General features: G+C 41.8%; 14 protein-coding genes. 12 read left to right on the plus strand and 2 right to left on the minus strand.

Annotated elements, in window-relative coordinates; genetic code table 11:
* Positions 1-8 precede the first annotated feature (8 nt).
* The 6 genes from ACW6PM_RS03095 to gltA all read left to right on the plus strand — a co-directional run bounded on the left by ACW6PM_RS03095 (position 9) and on the right by gltA (position 7,047).
* Positions 9-1,898, plus strand: coding sequence for a methyl-accepting chemotaxis protein (locus ACW6PM_RS03095; RefSeq protein ID WP_448754042.1), 1,890 nt, complete (start codon positions 9-11; stop codon positions 1,896-1,898).
* 178 nt (positions 1,899-2,076) lie between these two features.
* Positions 2,077-2,253, plus strand: coding sequence for a 30S ribosomal protein S21 (rpsU, locus tag ACW6PM_RS03100; protein ID WP_006856185.1), 177 nt, complete (start codon positions 2,077-2,079; stop codon positions 2,251-2,253).
* Between the two features lie 136 nt (positions 2,254-2,389).
* Positions 2,390-3,523 carry a CobW family GTP-binding protein gene (locus ACW6PM_RS03105; protein WP_448754041.1) on the plus strand — a complete coding sequence of 378 codons (1,134 nt, stop codon included), beginning with the start codon at positions 2,390-2,392 and terminating at the stop codon, positions 3,521-3,523.
* 53 nt (positions 3,524-3,576) lie between these two features.
* Entirely contained in the window at positions 3,577-4,521 is a 945-nt protein-coding gene (locus tag ACW6PM_RS03110) for a TIGR03943 family putative permease subunit (RefSeq protein WP_308650614.1), read from the plus strand.
* A 244-nt stretch (positions 4,522-4,765) separates the two neighbouring features.
* Positions 4,766-5,656, plus strand: coding sequence for a sulfide/dihydroorotate dehydrogenase-like FAD/NAD-binding protein (locus ACW6PM_RS03115; protein WP_308655804.1), 891 nt, complete (start codon positions 4,766-4,768; stop codon positions 5,654-5,656).
* On the plus strand, positions 5,656-7,047 hold the full coding sequence (gltA, locus tag ACW6PM_RS03120; RefSeq protein ID WP_308650616.1) for an NADPH-dependent glutamate synthase: 1,392 nt from the start codon (positions 5,656-5,658) through the stop codon (positions 7,045-7,047). The genes ACW6PM_RS03115 and gltA overlap by 1 nt, the downstream gene beginning before the upstream one ends.
* A 143-nt stretch (positions 7,048-7,190) precedes the next feature.
* On the opposite strand, the gene ACW6PM_RS03125 is transcribed toward gltA, so the two are convergent.
* Positions 7,191-8,279 carry a pyridoxal phosphate-dependent aminotransferase gene (locus ACW6PM_RS03125; RefSeq protein ID WP_456056203.1) on the minus strand — a complete coding sequence of 363 codons (1,089 nt, stop codon included), beginning with the start codon at positions 8,277-8,279 and terminating at the stop codon, positions 7,191-7,193.
* Between the two features lie 113 nt (positions 8,280-8,392).
* On the opposite strand from ACW6PM_RS03125, the gene ACW6PM_RS03130 reads away from it, so the two are divergent.
* From ACW6PM_RS03130 to ACW6PM_RS03155, 6 genes are all read left to right on the plus strand, one after another.
* On the plus strand, positions 8,393-11,935 hold the full coding sequence (locus ACW6PM_RS03130; RefSeq protein ID WP_456056204.1) for a DUF5717 family protein: 3,543 nt from the start codon (positions 8,393-8,395) through the stop codon (positions 11,933-11,935).
* Positions 11,936-11,946: 11 nt separating this feature from the next.
* Complete coding sequence (locus ACW6PM_RS03135; protein WP_308669692.1) at positions 11,947-13,185, plus strand: DUF5716 family protein; 1,239 nt, start codon at positions 11,947-11,949, stop codon at positions 13,183-13,185.
* An 8-nt stretch (positions 13,186-13,193) separates the two neighbouring features.
* Complete coding sequence (locus tag ACW6PM_RS03140) at positions 13,194-13,973, plus strand: hypothetical protein (protein WP_456056205.1); 780 nt, start codon at positions 13,194-13,196, stop codon at positions 13,971-13,973.
* Entirely contained in the window at positions 13,963-15,111 is a 1,149-nt protein-coding gene (locus tag ACW6PM_RS03145; RefSeq protein WP_456056206.1) for a hypothetical protein, read from the plus strand. The genes ACW6PM_RS03140 and ACW6PM_RS03145 overlap by 11 nt, the downstream gene beginning before the upstream one ends.
* Before the next feature lie 77 nt (positions 15,112-15,188).
* Positions 15,189-16,643: a glutamate--tRNA ligase gene (gltX, locus tag ACW6PM_RS03150; protein WP_456056207.1), complete on the plus strand. Its 1,455-nt coding sequence runs from the start codon at positions 15,189-15,191 to the stop codon at positions 16,641-16,643.
* A 22-nt stretch (positions 16,644-16,665) separates the two neighbouring features.
* A complete protein-coding gene (locus ACW6PM_RS03155; protein WP_456056208.1) occupies positions 16,666-18,519 on the plus strand; it encodes an ATP-dependent helicase in 1,854 nt (617 codons plus the stop codon).
* Here ACW6PM_RS03155 and ACW6PM_RS03160 read toward each other — a convergent pair.
* Entirely contained in the window at positions 18,516-18,827 is a 312-nt protein-coding gene (locus tag ACW6PM_RS03160) for a DUF1292 domain-containing protein (protein WP_015569312.1), read from the minus strand. The genes ACW6PM_RS03155 and ACW6PM_RS03160 overlap by 4 nt on opposite strands.
* Positions 18,828-18,864: the final 37 nt, after the last annotated feature.

The following is an 18,864-nucleotide window of genomic DNA, read 5'->3' on the forward strand; positions in this document are numbered from 1 at the left end:
TATTTAACATGAAATTAGATGCAAAAAAAAGTAAAGCTGCCGTTAAAGACAGCGCAGTAAAACAAAAAAAGGTGAAAGCAAAAGCTCCAAAGCCGGCTAAAGCACCAAAAATGAAAAAAACTCTCAAAACAAAAAAAGCTCAAAAGCTAAATAACAAACAAAAGGCTAAGGGAAAGAAAAAGCTAAGTACCAAATTGATACTTATTCCTGTTTTTGTTGTAGGATTTGTAAGTGTTATTTCAAGTGGCTTGTCTCTTAAAAACCTATCAAAGGTAAATGATGCGGCTTCTCAGATTGTGGACAACTCCATGGTCGGCACTGAGATGCTCAATGATATTGAGATGGAGACCATGAATATCCATACCCTGGCACTGTCTCATATTATATCGACAGATCTTTCGTCGATGATTGATATTGTAAGTGAGATAAGAAGTCATGAGGAAAAGCTAAAGCAGCTCCTTGATGATTATAATCCTTATGTCACTCTTGAGACCAAGAGAAACTACAATATTATCTGCGAAAACTACACAAGCCTGGTTAAGGAGTGTGGCAATGTAATGGCTTATTCTGCTGCCGGTAAAAGCGAAGATGCGTATAAAACGGCAAATGGCTCTATTGCAAAATATACTAATAACATTGAAAAAGCAATTTCATCAATGCGTGAGCATGTCAATTCTGTCACACAGGAGGAGAGGAAAAGCCTCGAAAGTACTTATCATGCATCTGTTGTCACATGTACATTTACTATTGTTATAAGTATTGCAGCGTTACTGTTTGTTGTTTTTGCTGTTGTCACCATGGTTATCAAGCCATTGCTTCGTACACAGAAGGAAATCAATGGTATCATAGTCAATATTGATAACAAGAAGGGCGATCTGACACAGAGGGTTACTCCTATCAACAATGCTGAGGTTGACGCTGTAGGTAAGGGTATCAATGTGTTTATGACAAAGCTGCAGGCTATATTCAAGGCTGTTGTCATGAACTCGGCTAAGATGGAGAGGGTTGTCGATGATGTACGTCAGAGTGTTCAGACAAGCAACAGCAGTGTGTCTGATCTTTCAGCTTTAACAGAGGAGCTGTCTGCTACAATGCAGGATATCTCTGAAAACGCATCTGTTATCAATGCCAACACAGATAATGTGGCAAAAGAGGTTGAGCTTATTGCTGAAAAGACAGAGGAGCTGAGCGGCTACACCAAGGATATGAAGGCTCATGCGCAGTCAATGGAGTCTGTTGCACGTACAAACATGGAGACGACGGACAGGAAGGTTTCTGAGATTCTCGAGGTACTACAGAAGGCTATTGAGGATAGTAACAGTGTAAAGCAGGTCAATTCGCTTACCAATGATATCTTAAACATTGCAAGCCAGACCAATCTGTTGGCGTTAAACGCTTCTATTGAGGCGGCCAGAGCAGGAGAGGCAGGTAGAGGCTTTGCGGTTGTGGCAAGTGAGATCAGCCAGCTTGCAGCGGCCAGCCAGGAAGCAGCCAACAATATCCAGCGTATCAATGCAATTGTTACCAATGCGGTTAACAATCTTGCAGACAACGCCAATGGTCTTGTAAGCTACATGAATGATTCAATTCTTCCTGAGTTTGAGAGATTTGTTGAGTCCGGTGTGGAGTACAATGACAAGGCTTCATTTATAGAGGGTACCATGACTGATTTCAAGGAGAAGACTGATTCTCTGAAACAGTCAATGCTTGAGATTTCTTCTTCAATCAACACCATTTCACATGCTATCAGCGAGGGTGTTAATGGAGTTGTTTCGGCAGCAGACAGTACACAGCTTATTGTTGAGGATATGGATAATATCTCACATAAGATGGATGAAAACTATGAGATTGCAGATTCTTTGAAAAAGGAAACATCTATCTTTATCAAGCTTGATTAGAGCCGTTTTGGGATAATGATTTCTCAAATAAAATAAAAATAATAATTTCTTCAAAAAATATCCGGATTTATCTTGACAAATCCGGATATTTTGATAAAATACATGTTAGTGCAATTAAGTATAGATACCTAACAGTTGATGCACAATACACAACTGGAGGGAGGTTAGGTTTTAGGTTATGTCTAGTGTAATAGTTAAAGAAAACGAGACTTTAGATAGCGCATTACGCAGATTCAAGAGAAACTGTGCAAAAGCAGGCATCCAGCAGGAGATCCGTAAGCGTGAGCATTACGAGAAACCAAGCGTAAAGCGTAAGAAGAAATCTGAAGCAGCTAGAAAAAGAAAATACAATTAATGTATTAGAGAGGACTACCGCGTGCGGTAGTTCTTTTGTTATGTGCCAATACAATTTAATAATAAAAATTTAATTTGCATATTTGCATTATTGCTAGTAAAATAGGACTTAGTGAAAAGAAAAGGAGTGAATTACAATGACAAAAATTGACATTATTTCAGGTTTCCTTGGAGCTGGAAAGACTACATTTATCAAGAAAATGATAGATGAGGCTTTTAAGGGTGAGCAGATCGTTCTCATAGAGAATGAGTTCGGTGAGGTTGGTATAGACGGTGGCTTTTTAAAGGATGCCGGCATCCAGATTACAGAGATGAACTCAGGCTGTATCTGCTGTTCACTGGTTGGTGATTTTGGCAAGAACTTAAATGAGGTTATTACTAAGTATCATCCGGACCGTATCTTAATCGAGCCTTCCGGCGTGGGCAAATTATCAGATGTCATGAAATCAGTTATAGATATCGAAAAAGAGCAGCCGGTCAAGCTCAATGCTCTTGTTACTGTGGTAAATGCACTTAAGGCAAGCAAGCAGATGAAGGCCTTTGGTGAGTTTTTCAACAATCAGATAGAGTATGCTACAACAGTTATCTTAAGCCGCAGCCAGAATGCTACACCTGAGCAGCTTGAGTTCTGTGTAAAGCAGATTCAGGCATTAAATCCAAAGGCTTCGGTTATCACTACTGACTGGGATGCTATTAAAGGAGAGCAGATACTAAAGACTATGGAGGGTCAGGACAATCTCGAGATGAAGGTGCTTGCAGAGGCACGTCATGCACAGGATGAGGCAGAGCATCATCACCATCATCATGACCATGATGAGCATCACCACGATCACGATGAGCATGAGCACCATCACGATCACGATGAGCATGAGCACCATCACGACCACGATGAGCATGAACACCATCATGACCATGACGAGCACGAGCATCATCACGAGCATGGCGAGGGCTGCACATGTGGCTGCCATGACCATGATCATGAGCACGGACATCATCATGCTGACGATGTATTTACAAGCTGGGGCAAGGAGACTCCTCACAAGTTTGAGCGCGCTAAGCTCGAGGAAATCCTTAAGCAGTTTGTAGAGGATGACAAGATTCTTCGTTCAAAGGGCATGGTAGAGGGAACAGACGGCAAGTGGATTTACTTTGATATGGTTCCGGGCGAGTATGAGATTCGCGACGGAGAGCCTGACTATACAGGACGTATCGTTGTTATCGGAACAGATATCCACGAGCACGAGCTTGAAGAGCTCTTCGGACTTGCTTAAGTATATTTTAAATAGTTACACATTAACACAATAATCAGAAAGGAACTAACAAAATGGCTGAAGAGATTCCAGTATATTTATTTACCGGATTCATGGACAGTGGCAAGACTTCACTGATTAAGGATACCATTTTCGAGAATGATTTTGCAAACGGCTCAAAGGGGCTTATTATCATGTGCGAGGATGGTGATGTGGAGTATGATATGGACAAGCTTAAGGCTGCCAATTTCCAGGTTGCAGAGATAGATTCTGAGGATGAGTTTACAGAAGCTAAGCTTAACGAGCTCAACCTGCAGTATCTGCCTGAGCAGGTATTTATCGAGTACAACGGCACATGGGGCATTGATAAGATAATTGAAGCAAAGCTGCCAAAGGGCTGGGTTATCGTGCAGTCGCTCGCCACAGTTGATTCCACCACATTTGACCTTTATATGAACAATATGCGTGCGATGATGCAGGAGCAGGTGTTTGCAAGTGATGTTGTCATATTTAACAGGACAGACGATGATACAGACAGAGGCCACTTAAGGCGCACCATCAAGAATATCAACCGCAAGGCACAGATAGTCTATGAGCGCAAGGACGGTACTATTGATGAGCGTCCGGAGGAGCTGCCGTTTGACATAAATCAGGATGTAATTGAGCTTTCCGATGCAGACTATGCCATCTGGTATATGGATGCCATGGAGAATTACAAAAAGTACGACGGCAAGGTTGTCAAATTCCTTGCGCTTGTATACAATCCTGATAAGCTTAGAAAGGGTGTCATGGTACCTGGCAGATTCGCAATGACATGCTGTATAGAGGACGTGACCTTTATAGGCTTTAAGTGCAAGTATGAGGATGAGAGCAGCATTCCTCACAAATCGTGGATTACCATCACCGCAAGGGTGCATGTGGAGTTTGCGAGGGAATACAAAGGAAAGGGACCGGTGCTTTATCCGGTTTCCATCGAGCCTGCCGAGAAGCCGCAGGATGAGCTTGTATACTTCTCATAACAGATGATAATAAAATACAGGAACCGGTTCATTTTTACATGGATTGGTTCCTGTTTTTGATATAAAGTACCGGACAAATGTCAAAGAATAACACAATTTCATAAGCCTATAACATATTTTTATGGAATATCTAAAGAAACATATTGAAAAATTATATCATTTCATTTAAAATTAAAAAAGTATGAAATAAATTGAGTATCAGATTACATATGTAATGGGATAAGATTTAACTAGGAGGAAGACTATGTATCCAATAGTTCGAAAGGAAAAATTGGCTGACAACATTATCCTTATGGATATAAAGGCACCACGAGTTGCAAAAGAGTGTCTGCCTGGTCAGTTTATCATCGCAAAGACAGATGAGGTAGGAGAGAGAATCCCGCTTACCATCTGTGATTATGACAGGGAAAAAGAGACTGTTACTATCGTAGTACAGACTATCGGTGCAGGAACAGAGAGAATGATGGCTCTTAATGAGGGAGATGCATTAGAGGATTTCGTCGGACCACTCGGCTGTCCATCAGAGCTTTGTCAGGAGGAAAATCTCGAGGAGACAAAGAAAAAGCACATCGTATTTATCGCAGGAGGACTTGGAACAGCTCCTGTATATCCACAGGTTAAGTGGCTTAAAGAGCACGGAGTGGATGCTGATGTTATCATGGGCTTTAGAAATAAGGATATCCTTTTCTATGAGGATGAGATGAAGGCTGTTGCAAAGAATCTCTATGTTTGTACAGATGATGGCTCATACGGCTTCCACGGCAACGGCAGCCAGCAGCTTCAGGCACTTGTTGATGCCGGCAATACATATGACTGCTGCGTAGCTATCGGACCTATGATCATGATGAAATTCACATGTCTGCTCACAAAGAAGCTTGAGATTCCTACAATCGTTTCAATGAACCCGATCATGGTTGACGGAACAGGTATGTGTGGTGCATGTCGTCTGATCGTTGACGGACAGGTTAAGTTCGCATGTGTTGACGGACCTGAGTTCGACGGACATCTTGTTGATTTCGACCAGGCTATGAAGAGACAGCAGCAATACAAGACAGAGGAAGGCAGAGCTAAGCTTGCATATGAAGAGGGCGCAACACATCACGGTGGCTGCGGAAACTGCGGAGGTGACAAATAATGGAAGTCGATGTATTAAAGAGAGTACCTGTCAGAGAGCAGGATCCAAAGGTTCGTGCCACAAACTTTGAAGAGGTTTGCTACGGCTACAATAAAGAAGAGGCAATGGCAGAGGCAAGCAGATGCTTAAACTGTAAAAATGCACAGTGTATGAAGGGCTGCCCTGTTTCTATCAATATTCCTGCATTCGTTGAGCAGGTTAAAAACGGTGATTTCACAAAGGCTTATGAGATTATCTCAGAGTCATCAGCACTTCCTGCTGTATGTGGACGTGTATGCCCACAGGAGAGCCAGTGCGAGGGCAAGTGTATCAGAGGTTTCAAGGGTGATCCTGTATCAATCGGAAAGCTTGAGAGATTTGTTGCTGATACAGCAAGAGAGAACGGTATCAAGCCAAAGACAGCCGCAGAGAAAAACGGCAAAAAGGTTGCTATTATCGGTTCAGGCCCTGCCGGACTTACATGTGCCGGAGACCTTGCAAAGCTTGGCTATGATGTAACTATTTTTGAGGCACTTCACGCTGCCGGCGGAGTATTAAGCTACGGAATACCGGAGTTTCGTCTTCCAAAGGACAAGGTTGTTGCGGCAGAGGTAGAGAATGTCAAGGCACTTGGCGTCAAAATCGAGACAAACGTGGTTATCGGAAAGTCAGTTAAGATTGACGAGCTTATGGAGAAAGAGGGCTTTGAGGCTGTATTTATCGGTTCAGGAGCAGGACTTCCAAGATTTATGGGAATCCCTGGCGAGCAGGCCAACGGTGTATTCTCAGCCAATGAGTTCCTTACAAGAAATAACCTCATGAAAGCATTTAAGGAGGGCTATGAGACTCCTATCTCAAGAGGTAAAAAGGTTGTAGTTGTCGGTGGTGGAAACGTAGCCATGGACGCAGCCAGAACAGCTCTTCGTCTTGGCGCAGAGACACACATTGTATACAGACGTAGTGAGGCAGAGCTTCCTGCACGTAAGGAGGAAGTACATCACGCTAAGGAAGAGGGAGTTATCTTTGATCTCCTTGAGAATCCTACAGAGATTCTTGTTGATGAGAATGGCTGGGTTAAGGGTGTTAAGCTTATCAAGATGGAGCTTGGAGAGCCTGATGCATCAGGACGTAGAAGCCCTGTTGAGATAGCAGGCTCAGAGTATGAGATGGAGTGCGATACAGTGATCATGTCACTTGGTACATCACCAAATCCACTTATTTCCTCTACAACAGTCGGCCTTGATACAAACAAGAGAAAGTGTATCGTAGCTACCGAGGATACAGGCGCAACCTCAAAAGAGGGTGTATTCGCAGGTGGAGATGCCGTAACAGGTGCTGCAACGGTTATTCTTGCCATGGGAGCAGGAAAAGCAGCGGCAAAGGGAATTGACGAGTTCTTATCCGCAAAATAATATAGAGCTTAAAGCATTATTTATTATGCTTCATACAAAAAAGCTTCCGGCTGGATTAAATCCTTTCCGGAAGCTTTTTGGTTATACATTTAGAGAATTTAAATATTAAGTTTTATGTTATGTTTATATAAAGGCATTTAGCATCATTGTGTAAGACAATTAATAAGCCTTGTATTATCCTCAGGCTTCATTATGCAAAAGCGTATGAACCGCTCCTCAAGCCCCGGGAAGGTAGAGCAGTCTCTTATCATCATACACTGCCTGATGGCACGTTCAAAGAGAGTATGTGCATCTATATTTTCATCAAGTATCTTAAGCAGATAGAAGTTGCTGTAGGATGGATAAAGCTTGAATTTATGTGATTCCTCTATCAGCTGTCTGCATCTGGTTTTCTCTGAAAGTATCAGGCTTCTTGTTTTATTTATATATTCCTCATCCAAAAACATGGTTTCACCTGCGACAACGGCGAGTGAGTTGATCATCCATGGATTCTTGTTTGTGTTTATGTCTGTAAGAATTTGTGAATTTGATGTGATGGCATAGCCCAGACGCAGCCCCGGAGTGGCAAAAAACTTGGATGTGCCACGCAGTATAATCACATTGTCAAACAAGGCCGTCAGAGGAATTGCCGAAAGCTCATCCACATCCGGCACAAACTCTATATATGTCTCATCAATCATCACATAGGTATTTGTCTTTTTGCAGTGGGTTAAAATCGTCTTAAGCTCATCAGGTGTGATAAGGCTGCCGGTCGGATTGTTTGGGTTACAGATGATGACAAGGTCGGTATCCGCTGTGATTGCAGAGATAAATCCATCCGGATCAATCCTAAAATCATCCTCTTCCTTAAGAAAATAGTAGGATATATCACTGCCGTTTATCCTTAAGTCACGCTCGTACTCAGAGTAAGTAGGACCTAACAGAAGAGTCCTTTTAGGAGCTGTAATCTGAATGAAGAGTGAGATGAGCTCCGTGCATCCGTTTCCGACTGTTATGTGATTGTAATCGCACTTGCAGTAGCTGCCGATAGCCTTTCTGAGAGAGGTATACTCTCTGTCAGGGTATTTTGTGATTGCATCAATGCGCTCAGACAGCGCTGTCTTTAGTTTACCGGATTCGCCTAGTGGGTTGACATTTGCTGCAAAGCTTACAATGTTTTCTTTTTTTATACCATATATTTTTTCTATTTTTTCAAGGTCACTGCCGTGAAAATGTTCTTTTTGTTCTATCATAAACTGCAATTTCCTTTCTAATTGCATTGCAACAACAATGCAAATCGTATATAATTTACATTATATAATAAGTGTATAAAAAATCAACATTTAACGTAAACGGGGTAACAATTGTGCGAGCACGTATAGGGCAGATAGCTGCCGGCAGATTTAATAGCACGAAACCGATTTTGGCGTTTTCAGAGGAGACAATTGACCTTTCGGTCATTGAGGGAAGAAGCGAAGCGGGAAGCTTTGTGATAGAAAGTACGAATCAGATAAAAATCCGTGGCATAGTTTATTCAACCAATCCGAGGATGGAGTGTCTGAATCCGCACTTCGAGGGCGAGAAAGTCAGGATTCGTTATCAATTTAACAGTAAGGGGCTCACGGAGGGCGATGTCTGTGAGGGCAAATTTGTGATTGTATGTAATCAGATTGAGTACAGTCTTTCTTTTTGTGCAAGAATCACAAGGCTATATGCAGAAGCATCCACCGGTGCTGTAAAGAGTCTCAGCGATTTTACAAGGCTTGCTGCATCCAATTGGGATGAGGCTTATCATCTGTTTTACAATCGCAATTTCTTAAACACAATTCCTTATGACAATGTATATGACAGGCTGGCCTATGAGGGCTTTGCATGCGCCAGACCATCCGGTCAGAATATGGAGGAGTTTTTGATTGGTGTAAATCAAAAACAGCCTGTTTCAATAAGCGTAGACAAGTCAGAGGAGATTTTTATGGCTTCTAAAGAGCCTCAGAGTGGCTGCTTTACCATAACAAAGGAGAACTGGGGCTATACCGAGATACGCTTGCGCACGGATTGTGAATTTATAAAGCTGTCTAAGCCTGTTTTAACGCTTGATGATTTTATAGGTAAAACCTATCTGTATGAGTATATCATCGATGCATCCGCAATGCATGCCGGACGTAATTTTGGCCGTATCTATATCGATGGTGCATATCAGAGCTTTAACATAGATATCACAGCCGGCGTAAAGGATGATGACAGCATAAGTGATGCAGCTGTGACAAAGGACATAAAGGAATGCATGGTCGGAATCATGGAGCTTTATACCAGCTTCAGACTGAAACGGATAGTGACCGGGGTATGGGCAAACGAAACAATCAGCATTTTAAACCATCTGCATGCACTCATGCCGGATAAGCCTATGTATGAGCTGATGAAGGCTCAGGCATTTATCATAAACAGGCAGCGACAGGAGGCTAAGTGGATTCTTGATGATTTCAAGCACAGTAATCCTGATAAGAAGACACCGATTTGGGGCTATTATCTGTATCTGATGACGCTGTTAGAGAGAGAGCCTTCATACATTGACAATATGACACACGAGGTTGAGCTGATTTTCTATGAAAATCCCGACTCTGTGCTTTTATTCTGGGTACTTTTGTTTTTGAGAGATCAGTATTTCGATGACAGTGCCGGTAAGCTTAAGGATATAAAATACTGGATACTTAGGGGCTGTTCGTCTCCGTATTTGTACATTGAAGCCTATTATCTCATATCACAGGATCCTTATCTGATAAAGGAGCTGTCTGTATTTGAGCTTCGCATCCTAAGCTGGGTTGTAAAGAAAAAGGCTCTGACAAAGGAGCTTGCCGGAGCGATTTTTGAAGCGGTTGACCTGGCAGGCGGATTCGATAACAGAGTATATGAGCTTCTTACAGCGGCCTATGAGATTTGCCCGGAGGCGGAGTATGTCGGTATCATATGCAGCTACCTGATCAAGGGACACAAAAATGATACCTGTTTTCATAAATGGTTTGAGCTGGGTATCGAGAACAAGCTGCGTCTGACAGGCTTATATGAGTCATATCTCATTACCATGGATGACAGACAGGTATCACCTGTGCCAAAGATCATCCAGATGTATTTCAGCTATGATAACAAGCTGCCATACCGCAAGCTTGCGGTGCTTTACAACAATATAATTGCTGCAAAGGAAACAGAGCCCGAGGTCTACCACAAGTACAGAAAGGCTATGGGCAGGTTTGCCATGGATCAGGCACAGCTTGGGCATATTGATGACAATCTGGCTGTTTTATACGAGGATATGCTTGATTTGGGCTTTATCAATGAAGAACTGTCAGCTGCTTTTTCTGATATTATATTTACCCACAAGCTTATTGTATTTGATAAGCGCATGGTGAGAGCCATTATATATCAGAATGAAATGAAGGAGCCTCAGATTGTACCGATTACAGATCAGTGTGCTTATTTTGAACTGTTCTCGAACGACTATGTCATACTTTTTGAGGACTCAAGGGGCTATAGATACGTTAAAAGCATCTCATACAGACTTCAGAGGCTGATGGATGCCGAGAAATACCTTGACAGGTGCATAAGCCTCTCGCCTGAGAGACCACAGTATATAGTGTCTCATTTTAAGCATGTAAGGGATTATTCTGATTTTACAAAGGATGATTTAAAGCTTTTTAAGCCTGTATTTTATAGTGAAGCCTTTTCTGATTACTACAAAGCCTTTATGGGATACAGGATTTTAAAATACTGTCAGCTTCACGATTATGAGGATTATGTCAGGCCATTTTTACAAAGCATTGATTTTGATATTCTTAAAAAGGATGCAAGAAAATATCTTATCGACATGCTTGTATCGAACCGGCTCTATGAAAAGGCATATGATATGGCCATGGAGTATGGAATAGACATGCTTGCAGCCTCATCGCAGGCAGTTTTGTGCGAGAATGCGCTTAAGGTGCAGCATATAGATGATGATTTTATGGTGCAGCTTGCCATATCAGCCTTTAAAACAGGCAAATACAGTGACCTTGTGATTAAATATCTGTGCGAAAATTATTCGGGGCCTACAGATGAGCTTATAAATCTGTGGCATGCCGCTGACAAGTTTTCAATATCTTCCATGAAGCTTGATGAGCGCATTCTCGAACAGGGTATTTATACGCAGATTAAGCCCGAAAAGATATCGGATATCTTTATGGAGTACTATAAAAGAGCCGGAAATGAAAAGCTGATTTTAGCTTACATATCTCTTGTGTCGCATGGATATCTGCATAGTGGCAAATGCAAGGCTGATTTTATTTTCGATATTATCGAAAAGCGATTTATTGGAAAAAGAACACTAAATGATGCCTGTCAGTTAGCTTTATTGAAGAATTATGCTGAAAAAACAGATATCTCTCAGGCAGAGCTTGAGATTGAAGATGCATTGCTTAAGTATTATATATATAACAATATGTATTTTGATTTTTTTGCAAGGCTCGATCACAGACTGCTGCAGAAGTATTTCCTCTATGACAAGGCATTTTTGCAGTATGAGAGCACTCCAGGGGCTCATGTTGTGCTGCACTACAGCCGTGACGAGGATGGTGAAGAGTTTAACTCTGAGGATATGGTCGAGATGTACGACGGCATATACGTAAAGACCTTTGTCATATTTTTCGGTGAGCTTATCAGGTATTATATTACTGAGGAGCAGGACAACCGAATAGAGGTAAAGGAGAGTAGCCGTCTTACATGCAACAATATACCGGGGGATAATGACCACAGCCGCTATAACCTGATTAATGAGATGATTATCTCAGATACACTGTCTGATGAGACGACCTTAAAGAGCAATATAGACGAATATAAAAGGCTGGATGCTGCGACAAAGCAGCTTTTTAAGCTTATTTAAGAGGATTTATAATGGGACATAATGGCAATTCATACTATATAGGCATAGACTTAAATGACAGCTATGCGATGGTTAGTTTTTTTCAACAGAATATGAAAGAGCCGGAAACTGTCAGCACTGTTGCTGGCAGTGAGGTGTTTCAGATTCCTCTTGTGCTTGCACGCCGCAAAAGTATTGGTAAATGGTACTATGGCGATGAGGCGCGAAAGCTATCTAAAAGCGGTGAGATGGTGTGTATTGACCAGCTGCTTAAGAGAGCGCTGAATAATGAAAAAATAGTCCTTGATGATGATTCATTTATGGCGGAGGAGCTTTTGGCATTGTTCCTTAAAAAGGTGATGGAGCTGCCATCCAAGCTTGGTAATCCTTCGTCCTTTGACAGGCTTGTTATATGTGTTGACAGGCTGACTAAGGAGAACATGAGCATGTTTTACGGTATGTCGGTCAGACTTGGCATCAATTCCAGACAGCTTACTGTCATAGACCGTAAGGAGAGCTTTTACTATTTTGCACTGAATCAGGACAAATCGCTGTGGCTTCATGATGTAGTGCTGTTTATGCAGGAAAATGAGAGCATATATTTTTATTCCTTAAAGAGGGATCTACGCACAACGCCACAGGTAGTATCTATAGATAAAAGCATAAGCTATACTCTGGATACAAATGATAAGGATAAAAGCTTTTCTGACATAATAAATGAGAGCTTTAAAAACCGGGTTATTTCAACGGTGTTTCTCGTGGGAGATACGTTTGCAGAGGGCTGGATGAAGCAGTCTGTTGCACTTTTGTGCAAGGGCAGACGAGTGTTCATGGGCAATAACCTCTTTACCAAGGGGGCATGCTATGCGGCAGCCACGAGGGATAAGGAAGCAGAATGGCCCTTTGTGTATATGGGCGAGAATGAGATGAAGTTCAACCTGAGCCTTAAGGTGCATGATAAGGGAGAATTGTCGTTTTATAATCTGATCAGCGCCGGAAGCAACTGGTTTGAAGCAAAGGGGCAGTGTGAGGTTATTATTTCCGGCTCTTATGAGGTGGATTTCTGGAAGCAGCTTCCTAAAAGCAGAGAGGCAAAGATTGAGACCTTAAGACTTACGGATATGCCACCTCGTCCGGATCGGGCTACACGCATCAGAATTACGGCAACGCCTGTATCTGATGACAGGATAGATATAGAGATTAAGGATTTGGGCTTTGGCGAGATATTTATGGGCTCGGGCAAGGTCTGGCACTATGAGATGACTATGTAGGAGGGCATATGGGAGAATTATTACTGTGTAATGAAGCTATAGCGGCCATGCCCTATTACATAGAGGGTGTGTCTATAAATGTTTACTCGATAGAGGAGCTTAATTATTATATAATCAACAATACATATCTCTTGGATGCTGACTTTATGAGTCTTGAGCTGTGTACCTGGATTGAAAACCATGCACGTCTTCCGAAGCTTGCAATGCATCTTAGAACCATTATATCCACAAACGGCAGACTGTCTGCTTTTGTGACAGAGCTTTTGGAGTATACCGGCTACTGCACTAAGGAGGAGCTTAAGCGCACACATGATGCACTTAAGGAGCTGGAGGAAAAGAGCGAGTTTGAGTGCTTGAAAATCAGGGCAGACAGACTGATGGACAAGAAAAAGTACACTGCAGCTATTTTTGAATACAAAAAGCTGCTGGCATGTGAGGATGCAAGGCATGCTGAGCGAGTATTGTTCGGAAATATATATCACAATCTGGCTACCGCCTATGTTAAGCTGTTTTTGTTTGATATAGCGGCAGATTTATATCTTGAGGCTTTTAAGCAAAACGGAGACAGAAAATCACTGTGGTCTTGTCTATATGCCTATAAGCTTGATAATAATGACATTGGATATGCCCGGATTGTCAGGGAATATAGTGTTACGGAGCAGGAGATTAATAATCTGGACAGTGTATTAAAGGGTGTGTATGCAGAAGCTTCAGATAATTGCGGGGAGAGCAGACCAAAAGAAATAATTTTGAAATACAAAGAGGATTACAGGGCGCATGTTATTTAAACGCAAAAAAAAGACCGATGAGACACAGTTACATATTGAGAGTATACCTGATGAGAGTACTAAAGGGTTCAATGTAGTTGAGATATGTGAACAGATGGTTGATGCTGCAAGAGAGCTGGAGGATAACAGGGCAGAGTACGCGCTTGTCACAAATTATCTGACTGACATAGAAAGGATGGACAATATGTCAGAGACAGATAAAAAGACCATGAATGATGCGGCTGCAAACATATTGACACTCGAAAAGACGAGAAGTGATTTTTTAAAGACCAAAAACCGCATATCAGACAGCCAGTATGCTCAGATGCAGCAGCTGGAGGAGGAGATTCCTCGGGCAATAAAACGTCTTGAAAAAAACGAAAGCTGTCTTAATCTGATAAATAAAGATCTAAGGTATCTTGAGGGAGAAAAGGTGCAGTTTGATATAGATGGTGAGTATGCCAAGGGCAGACAGAAGACATTTAGAGTGTATGCAGTGCTTTTGGTAGTATTTTTTGCTGTAGTGGTAACCGTATGTACGCTGATGCAGCTTGTGTATGGAGTTGATACTACTGTCTTTATGCTTATAGGGGCGCTTCTTTCAGCGGTTGCAGGCTCATTTGTGCTTTTGACCTATCAAAGCTATTCGGATGAAGTAAAAAGCGCTGCTGCATCAAAAAATAAAGCAGTAGCTCTTGAAAACAGAGTAAAAATCAAGTATGTAAGCATAAAAAATGCTGTTGACTACACATATGAGAAGTATAATGTAAAGAACTCAAAGGAATTTGTATACAACTACGAGCAGTATCTTCTTGCTGTAAAAGACAAGGAGCGTTTCAGGAGGACGAACGAGGATCTGGAGTACAACAGCAAAAAGCTTGTTTCAGTGCTGAGCAAAAATAATTTCTATGATGCCAGAGTCTGGCTCAACTATACAAACGCAATTGTAGACCATAAGGAGATGGTTGAGCAAAAGCATGAGCTCATAGTCAGGAGACAAAAGCTAAGGGGCAGGATGTCCTTCAATGTGGAGACTATAACCAGGCTTAGGCGTGAGATACTGTCACACAGGAGTGAGCTCGGTGACAGAATCCACGAGGTAAACAGAATTTTAAATAAAATCGCGGAGCTTGATATGGAAGTTCAATCTGAGGATTGATAAAATTTCCATATTGTTATATAATTTCAAGTTGAAAAATGAATAAAAAATATTAATATAGAGGAGCACATTTCAAAATGAGTAAGATTAGAACAAGATTTGCACCAAGCCCAACAGGAAGGATGCATGTAGGTAATTTAAGAACAGCACTGTATGCTTACCTGATTGCAAAGCATGAGGGCGGTGATTTTATTCTGCGTATAGAGGATACAGATCAGGTACGTCAGGTGGAGGGTGCTGTTGATATCATCAACAGGACTCTTGAGGAAACAGGACTTGTCCATGATGAGGGACCTGACAAGGATGGCGGATGCGGTCCGTATGTGCAGAGTGAGCGTGTGGCACAGGGCGTCTACATGAAGTACGCAAAGGAGCTTATTGACAAGGGAGAGGCATATTACTGCTTCTGTGATAAGGAGCGTCTTGAGAGCCTTAGAACAACAGTCGCAGGCAAGGAAATCTCTATCTATGACAAGCACTGCTTACATCTGTCAAAGGAGGAGATTGAGGCAAATCTCGCGGCCGGCAAGCCATATGTCATCAGACAGAATAACCCTACAGAGGGAACAACTACATTTGAGGATGAAATTTACGGAGATATCACAGTAGACAACTCAGAGCTTGATGATATGATTCTTATCAAATCTGACGGATATCCAACATACAATTTCGCAAATGTAGTCGACGATCACCTTATGGGTATCACACATGTAGTCAGAGGAAATGAGTATCTTTCATCATCTCCTAAGTACAACAGGCTTTATGAGGCATTTGGATGGGATGTGCCTGTATATGTACACTGTCCGCTTATCACAGATGAGGAGCATCATAAGCTTTCAAAGAGATGCGGTCATTCGTCCTTTGAGGATCTGCTGGATCAGGGCTTTCTTACAGAGGCTATTGTAAACTTTGTAGCGCTTCTTGGCTGGAGCCCTTCAGACAATCAGGAGATTATGTCACTTTCTGAGCTTGTTGAGAAGTTTGACTATCATCATATGAGCAAATCACCTGCTGTATTTGACTTCACAAAGCTTAAATGGATGAATGGTGAGTATATAAAGAAGCTTGATTTTGACCAATTCTATGAGATGGCATTGCCATACATCAAGGAGGTTGTCACAAAGGATTATGATCTTAAGAAGATAGCAAGGATGGTTCAGACACGTATTGAGATATTCCCTGATATCAAGGAGCATATTGATTTCTTTGAAGAGCTTCCGGACTATGATATTGCCATGTATACACATAAAAAGATGAAGACAAACCCGGAGACCTCACTTGAGGTATTAAACGATGTGGTTCCTATTCTTTTAAGCTGTGATGATTTCTCAAATGATTCGCTTTTTGAGACTCTTAAGGCATATGCCACAGAAAAGGGATATAAGATAGGCTATGTTATGTGGCCGATCCGTACAGCAGTTTCAGGCAAGCAGATGACACCGGGTGGAGCTACAGAGCTTATGGAGGTGTTTGGCAAAGAGGAGTCTATAGCCAGAATTAAGAAAGGCATAGAAAAGCTTTCTAACAACTAATCTATTAACTAAAGGGTAATTTATGAATTTTAACAAAGCCCAGCTTGGCGCCATCGAACATAAGGATGGCGCTATGCTTGTTTTAGCGGGACCGGGTTCAGGTAAGACCGCAGTTATCACACACAGGACTAAAAACTTAATAACAAAGTATCATGTCAAGCCTTCTGAGATTTTGGTCATCACCTTTACCAAGGCGGCTGCAAATGAGATGAAGGAGCGTTTTAATGCACTGATGGACGGCGAGAGGGTGAATGTATCTTTTGGTACCTTTCATGCTGTCTTTTTTACGATACTCAAATATGCATATCGTTTCACGAGTGCCAATATTGCTGATGAGTCTGTGAGGTACGGCTTTATCAGGGAAATTCTGTCCTACTACCGCCTAGAATATAAGGATGAGAACGAGTTTATAGGCAATCTGCTTGCGGAAATCAGTCTGATCAAGAATAGCCGCATCGATATAGAAAATTTCTATTCAGGAGTGTGCGGTGAGGAAATATTCAGGGATATTTACAAAAAATACGAGACAAGGCTTAAGGAAAACAGGCTCATTGATTTTGATGATATGCTTTCGTATACCTATGAGCTGTTTAAGGAGAGGCCTGATATACTGGCATTGTGGCAGAATAAGTATAAATACATACTGATTGATGAGTTTCAGGATATTAACCGTCTGCAGTATGAGATTATAAAAATGCTCGCCGCTCCACAGAATAATCTGTTTATTGTAGGTGATGATGATCAGTCCATATACCGCTTCAGAGGATCAAAGCCGGAGATAATGCTTGGGTTTGAGAAGGACTATCCTGATGCAAAGAGAATCCTTTTAGATACTAATTACAGATGTGGCAGATATATAGTGGAGACCTCGTTAAATCTCATCTCTCACAACAAGGAGCGGTTTGATAAGAAAATTATTGCGGCAAGTAAATCAAAGGTGCCGGTTACGTTTGCTGATTTTGAAAACAGAAGAGATGAAAATATTTTTCTTATACGCGATTTAGATAAAAAGATAAAGGCAGGAGCTGTATTCAGCGACTTTGCCGTACTTTTCAGGACAAATACCCAGCCAAGACAGCTCATAGAACAGCTTATGAGCTACAATATCCCATTCAAAACAAAGGATAATATCCCTAATATATATGAGCACTGGATTGCCAGAGACTTGTTTACATACCAAAGAATTGCAGGTGGCAGCAGGGACAGAGCTGACTTTTTGCAGATTATGAACAGACCAAAGCGGTATCTGTCAAGAGACAGCCTGTGCGATGCCACTGTGGCTTTTGACGAGTGGATTAAGCTTTTTGATGAGAAGCCCTGGATAGCCGAGAGAATAGAAAAGCTTGAGTATGATATGAAGCTTATAAGCCGGATGAATCCGTATGCCAGTATAAACTATATCAGAAGAGGCGTAGGCTACGATGACTTTTTATCTGAATATGCCGAGTATCGGAGTATAAATAAAGAGGATTTGTTTGATATACTTGATGAGATCCAGTCCGGAGCCAAGGGCTTTGCCACCTATGAAGAGTGGTATGAGCATATAAAGGAATACACAAAGCAGATGAAGCTTATGGCTTTGTCAAAAGACAGTGATCCTAATGCCGTGACACTTGCAACTCTTCACAGCTCAAAGGGGCTTGAGTTTGAAAATGTGTATATAATTGATGCAAATGAGGGGATAATGCCTTATAAAAAGGCAGTGCTTGAAAAGGACATAGAGGAGGAGCGCAGGCTGTTTTATGTAGGCATGACCCGTGCCAAGACAAGCTTGTCTGTTTATTCGGTCAAGTCCGTAAACGATAAATCAGCCCAGGCCTCCAGATTTGTCCGTGAAAGTAAAGAGACTAGACAAAATAATAGTAGTGATGTTTAAATATCATCAAACATTTCGTCATCCAAAAGCTCATCGAATCTGTCGGCAGCAGCCTCGTACTCGTCGTCGGATTCGATGTTTTCAATTCTCGGAAGACCTTCCTCGTCCTCGAAATAGCGATACAGATACACTTCGCCGCTCTCATTCTCGTTGCCATTTTTATCTAACGGTAGAAGAGCTATGTAATCCTTGTGATCTGCGTCAAAAATAGTGATAATCTTGCATTCGACACTTCCGTTGTCCAGATCAAGTGTCACGCGGATGTCGTCTGCCTCATCAGGTGTAACAGGTGTTGCTTTTTCTGCCATATTGTACCTCTTTCTTTTAGTAATCTAAAGTAAATAT

The organism is Agathobacter sp., from assembly GCF_977054825.1.

What these genes read in the sequence shown, in the direction of transcription:
- ACW6PM_RS03095 (WP_448754042.1), top strand. Translation starts at nt 9, where the DNA reads ATGAAATTAGATGCAAAAAAAAGTAAAGCTGCCGTTAAAGACAGCGCA.
- rpsU (WP_006856185.1), top strand. Translation starts at nt 2,077, where the DNA reads ATGTCTAGTGTAATAGTTAAAGAAAACGAGACTTTAGATAGCGCATTA.
- ACW6PM_RS03105 (WP_448754041.1), top strand. Translation starts at nt 2,390, where the DNA reads ATGACAAAAATTGACATTATTTCAGGTTTCCTTGGAGCTGGAAAGACT.
- ACW6PM_RS03110 (WP_308650614.1), top strand. Translation starts at nt 3,577, where the DNA reads ATGGCTGAAGAGATTCCAGTATATTTATTTACCGGATTCATGGACAGT.
- ACW6PM_RS03115 (WP_308655804.1), top strand. Translation starts at nt 4,766, where the DNA reads ATGTATCCAATAGTTCGAAAGGAAAAATTGGCTGACAACATTATCCTT.
- gltA (WP_308650616.1), top strand. Translation starts at nt 5,656, where the DNA reads ATGGAAGTCGATGTATTAAAGAGAGTACCTGTCAGAGAGCAGGATCCA.
- ACW6PM_RS03125 (WP_456056203.1), bottom strand. Translation starts at nt 8,279, where the DNA reads ATGATAGAACAAAAAGAACATTTTCACGGCAGTGACCTTGAAAAAATA.
- ACW6PM_RS03135 (WP_308669692.1), top strand. Translation starts at nt 11,947, where the DNA reads ATGGGACATAATGGCAATTCATACTATATAGGCATAGACTTAAATGAC.
- ACW6PM_RS03140 (WP_456056205.1), top strand. Translation starts at nt 13,194, where the DNA reads ATGGGAGAATTATTACTGTGTAATGAAGCTATAGCGGCCATGCCCTAT.
- ACW6PM_RS03145 (WP_456056206.1), top strand. Translation starts at nt 13,963, where the DNA reads ATGTTATTTAAACGCAAAAAAAAGACCGATGAGACACAGTTACATATT.
- gltX (WP_456056207.1), top strand. Translation starts at nt 15,189, where the DNA reads ATGAGTAAGATTAGAACAAGATTTGCACCAAGCCCAACAGGAAGGATG.
- ACW6PM_RS03155 (WP_456056208.1), top strand. Translation starts at nt 16,666, where the DNA reads ATGAATTTTAACAAAGCCCAGCTTGGCGCCATCGAACATAAGGATGGC.
- ACW6PM_RS03160 (WP_015569312.1), bottom strand. Translation starts at nt 18,827, where the DNA reads ATGGCAGAAAAAGCAACACCTGTTACACCTGATGAGGCAGACGACATC.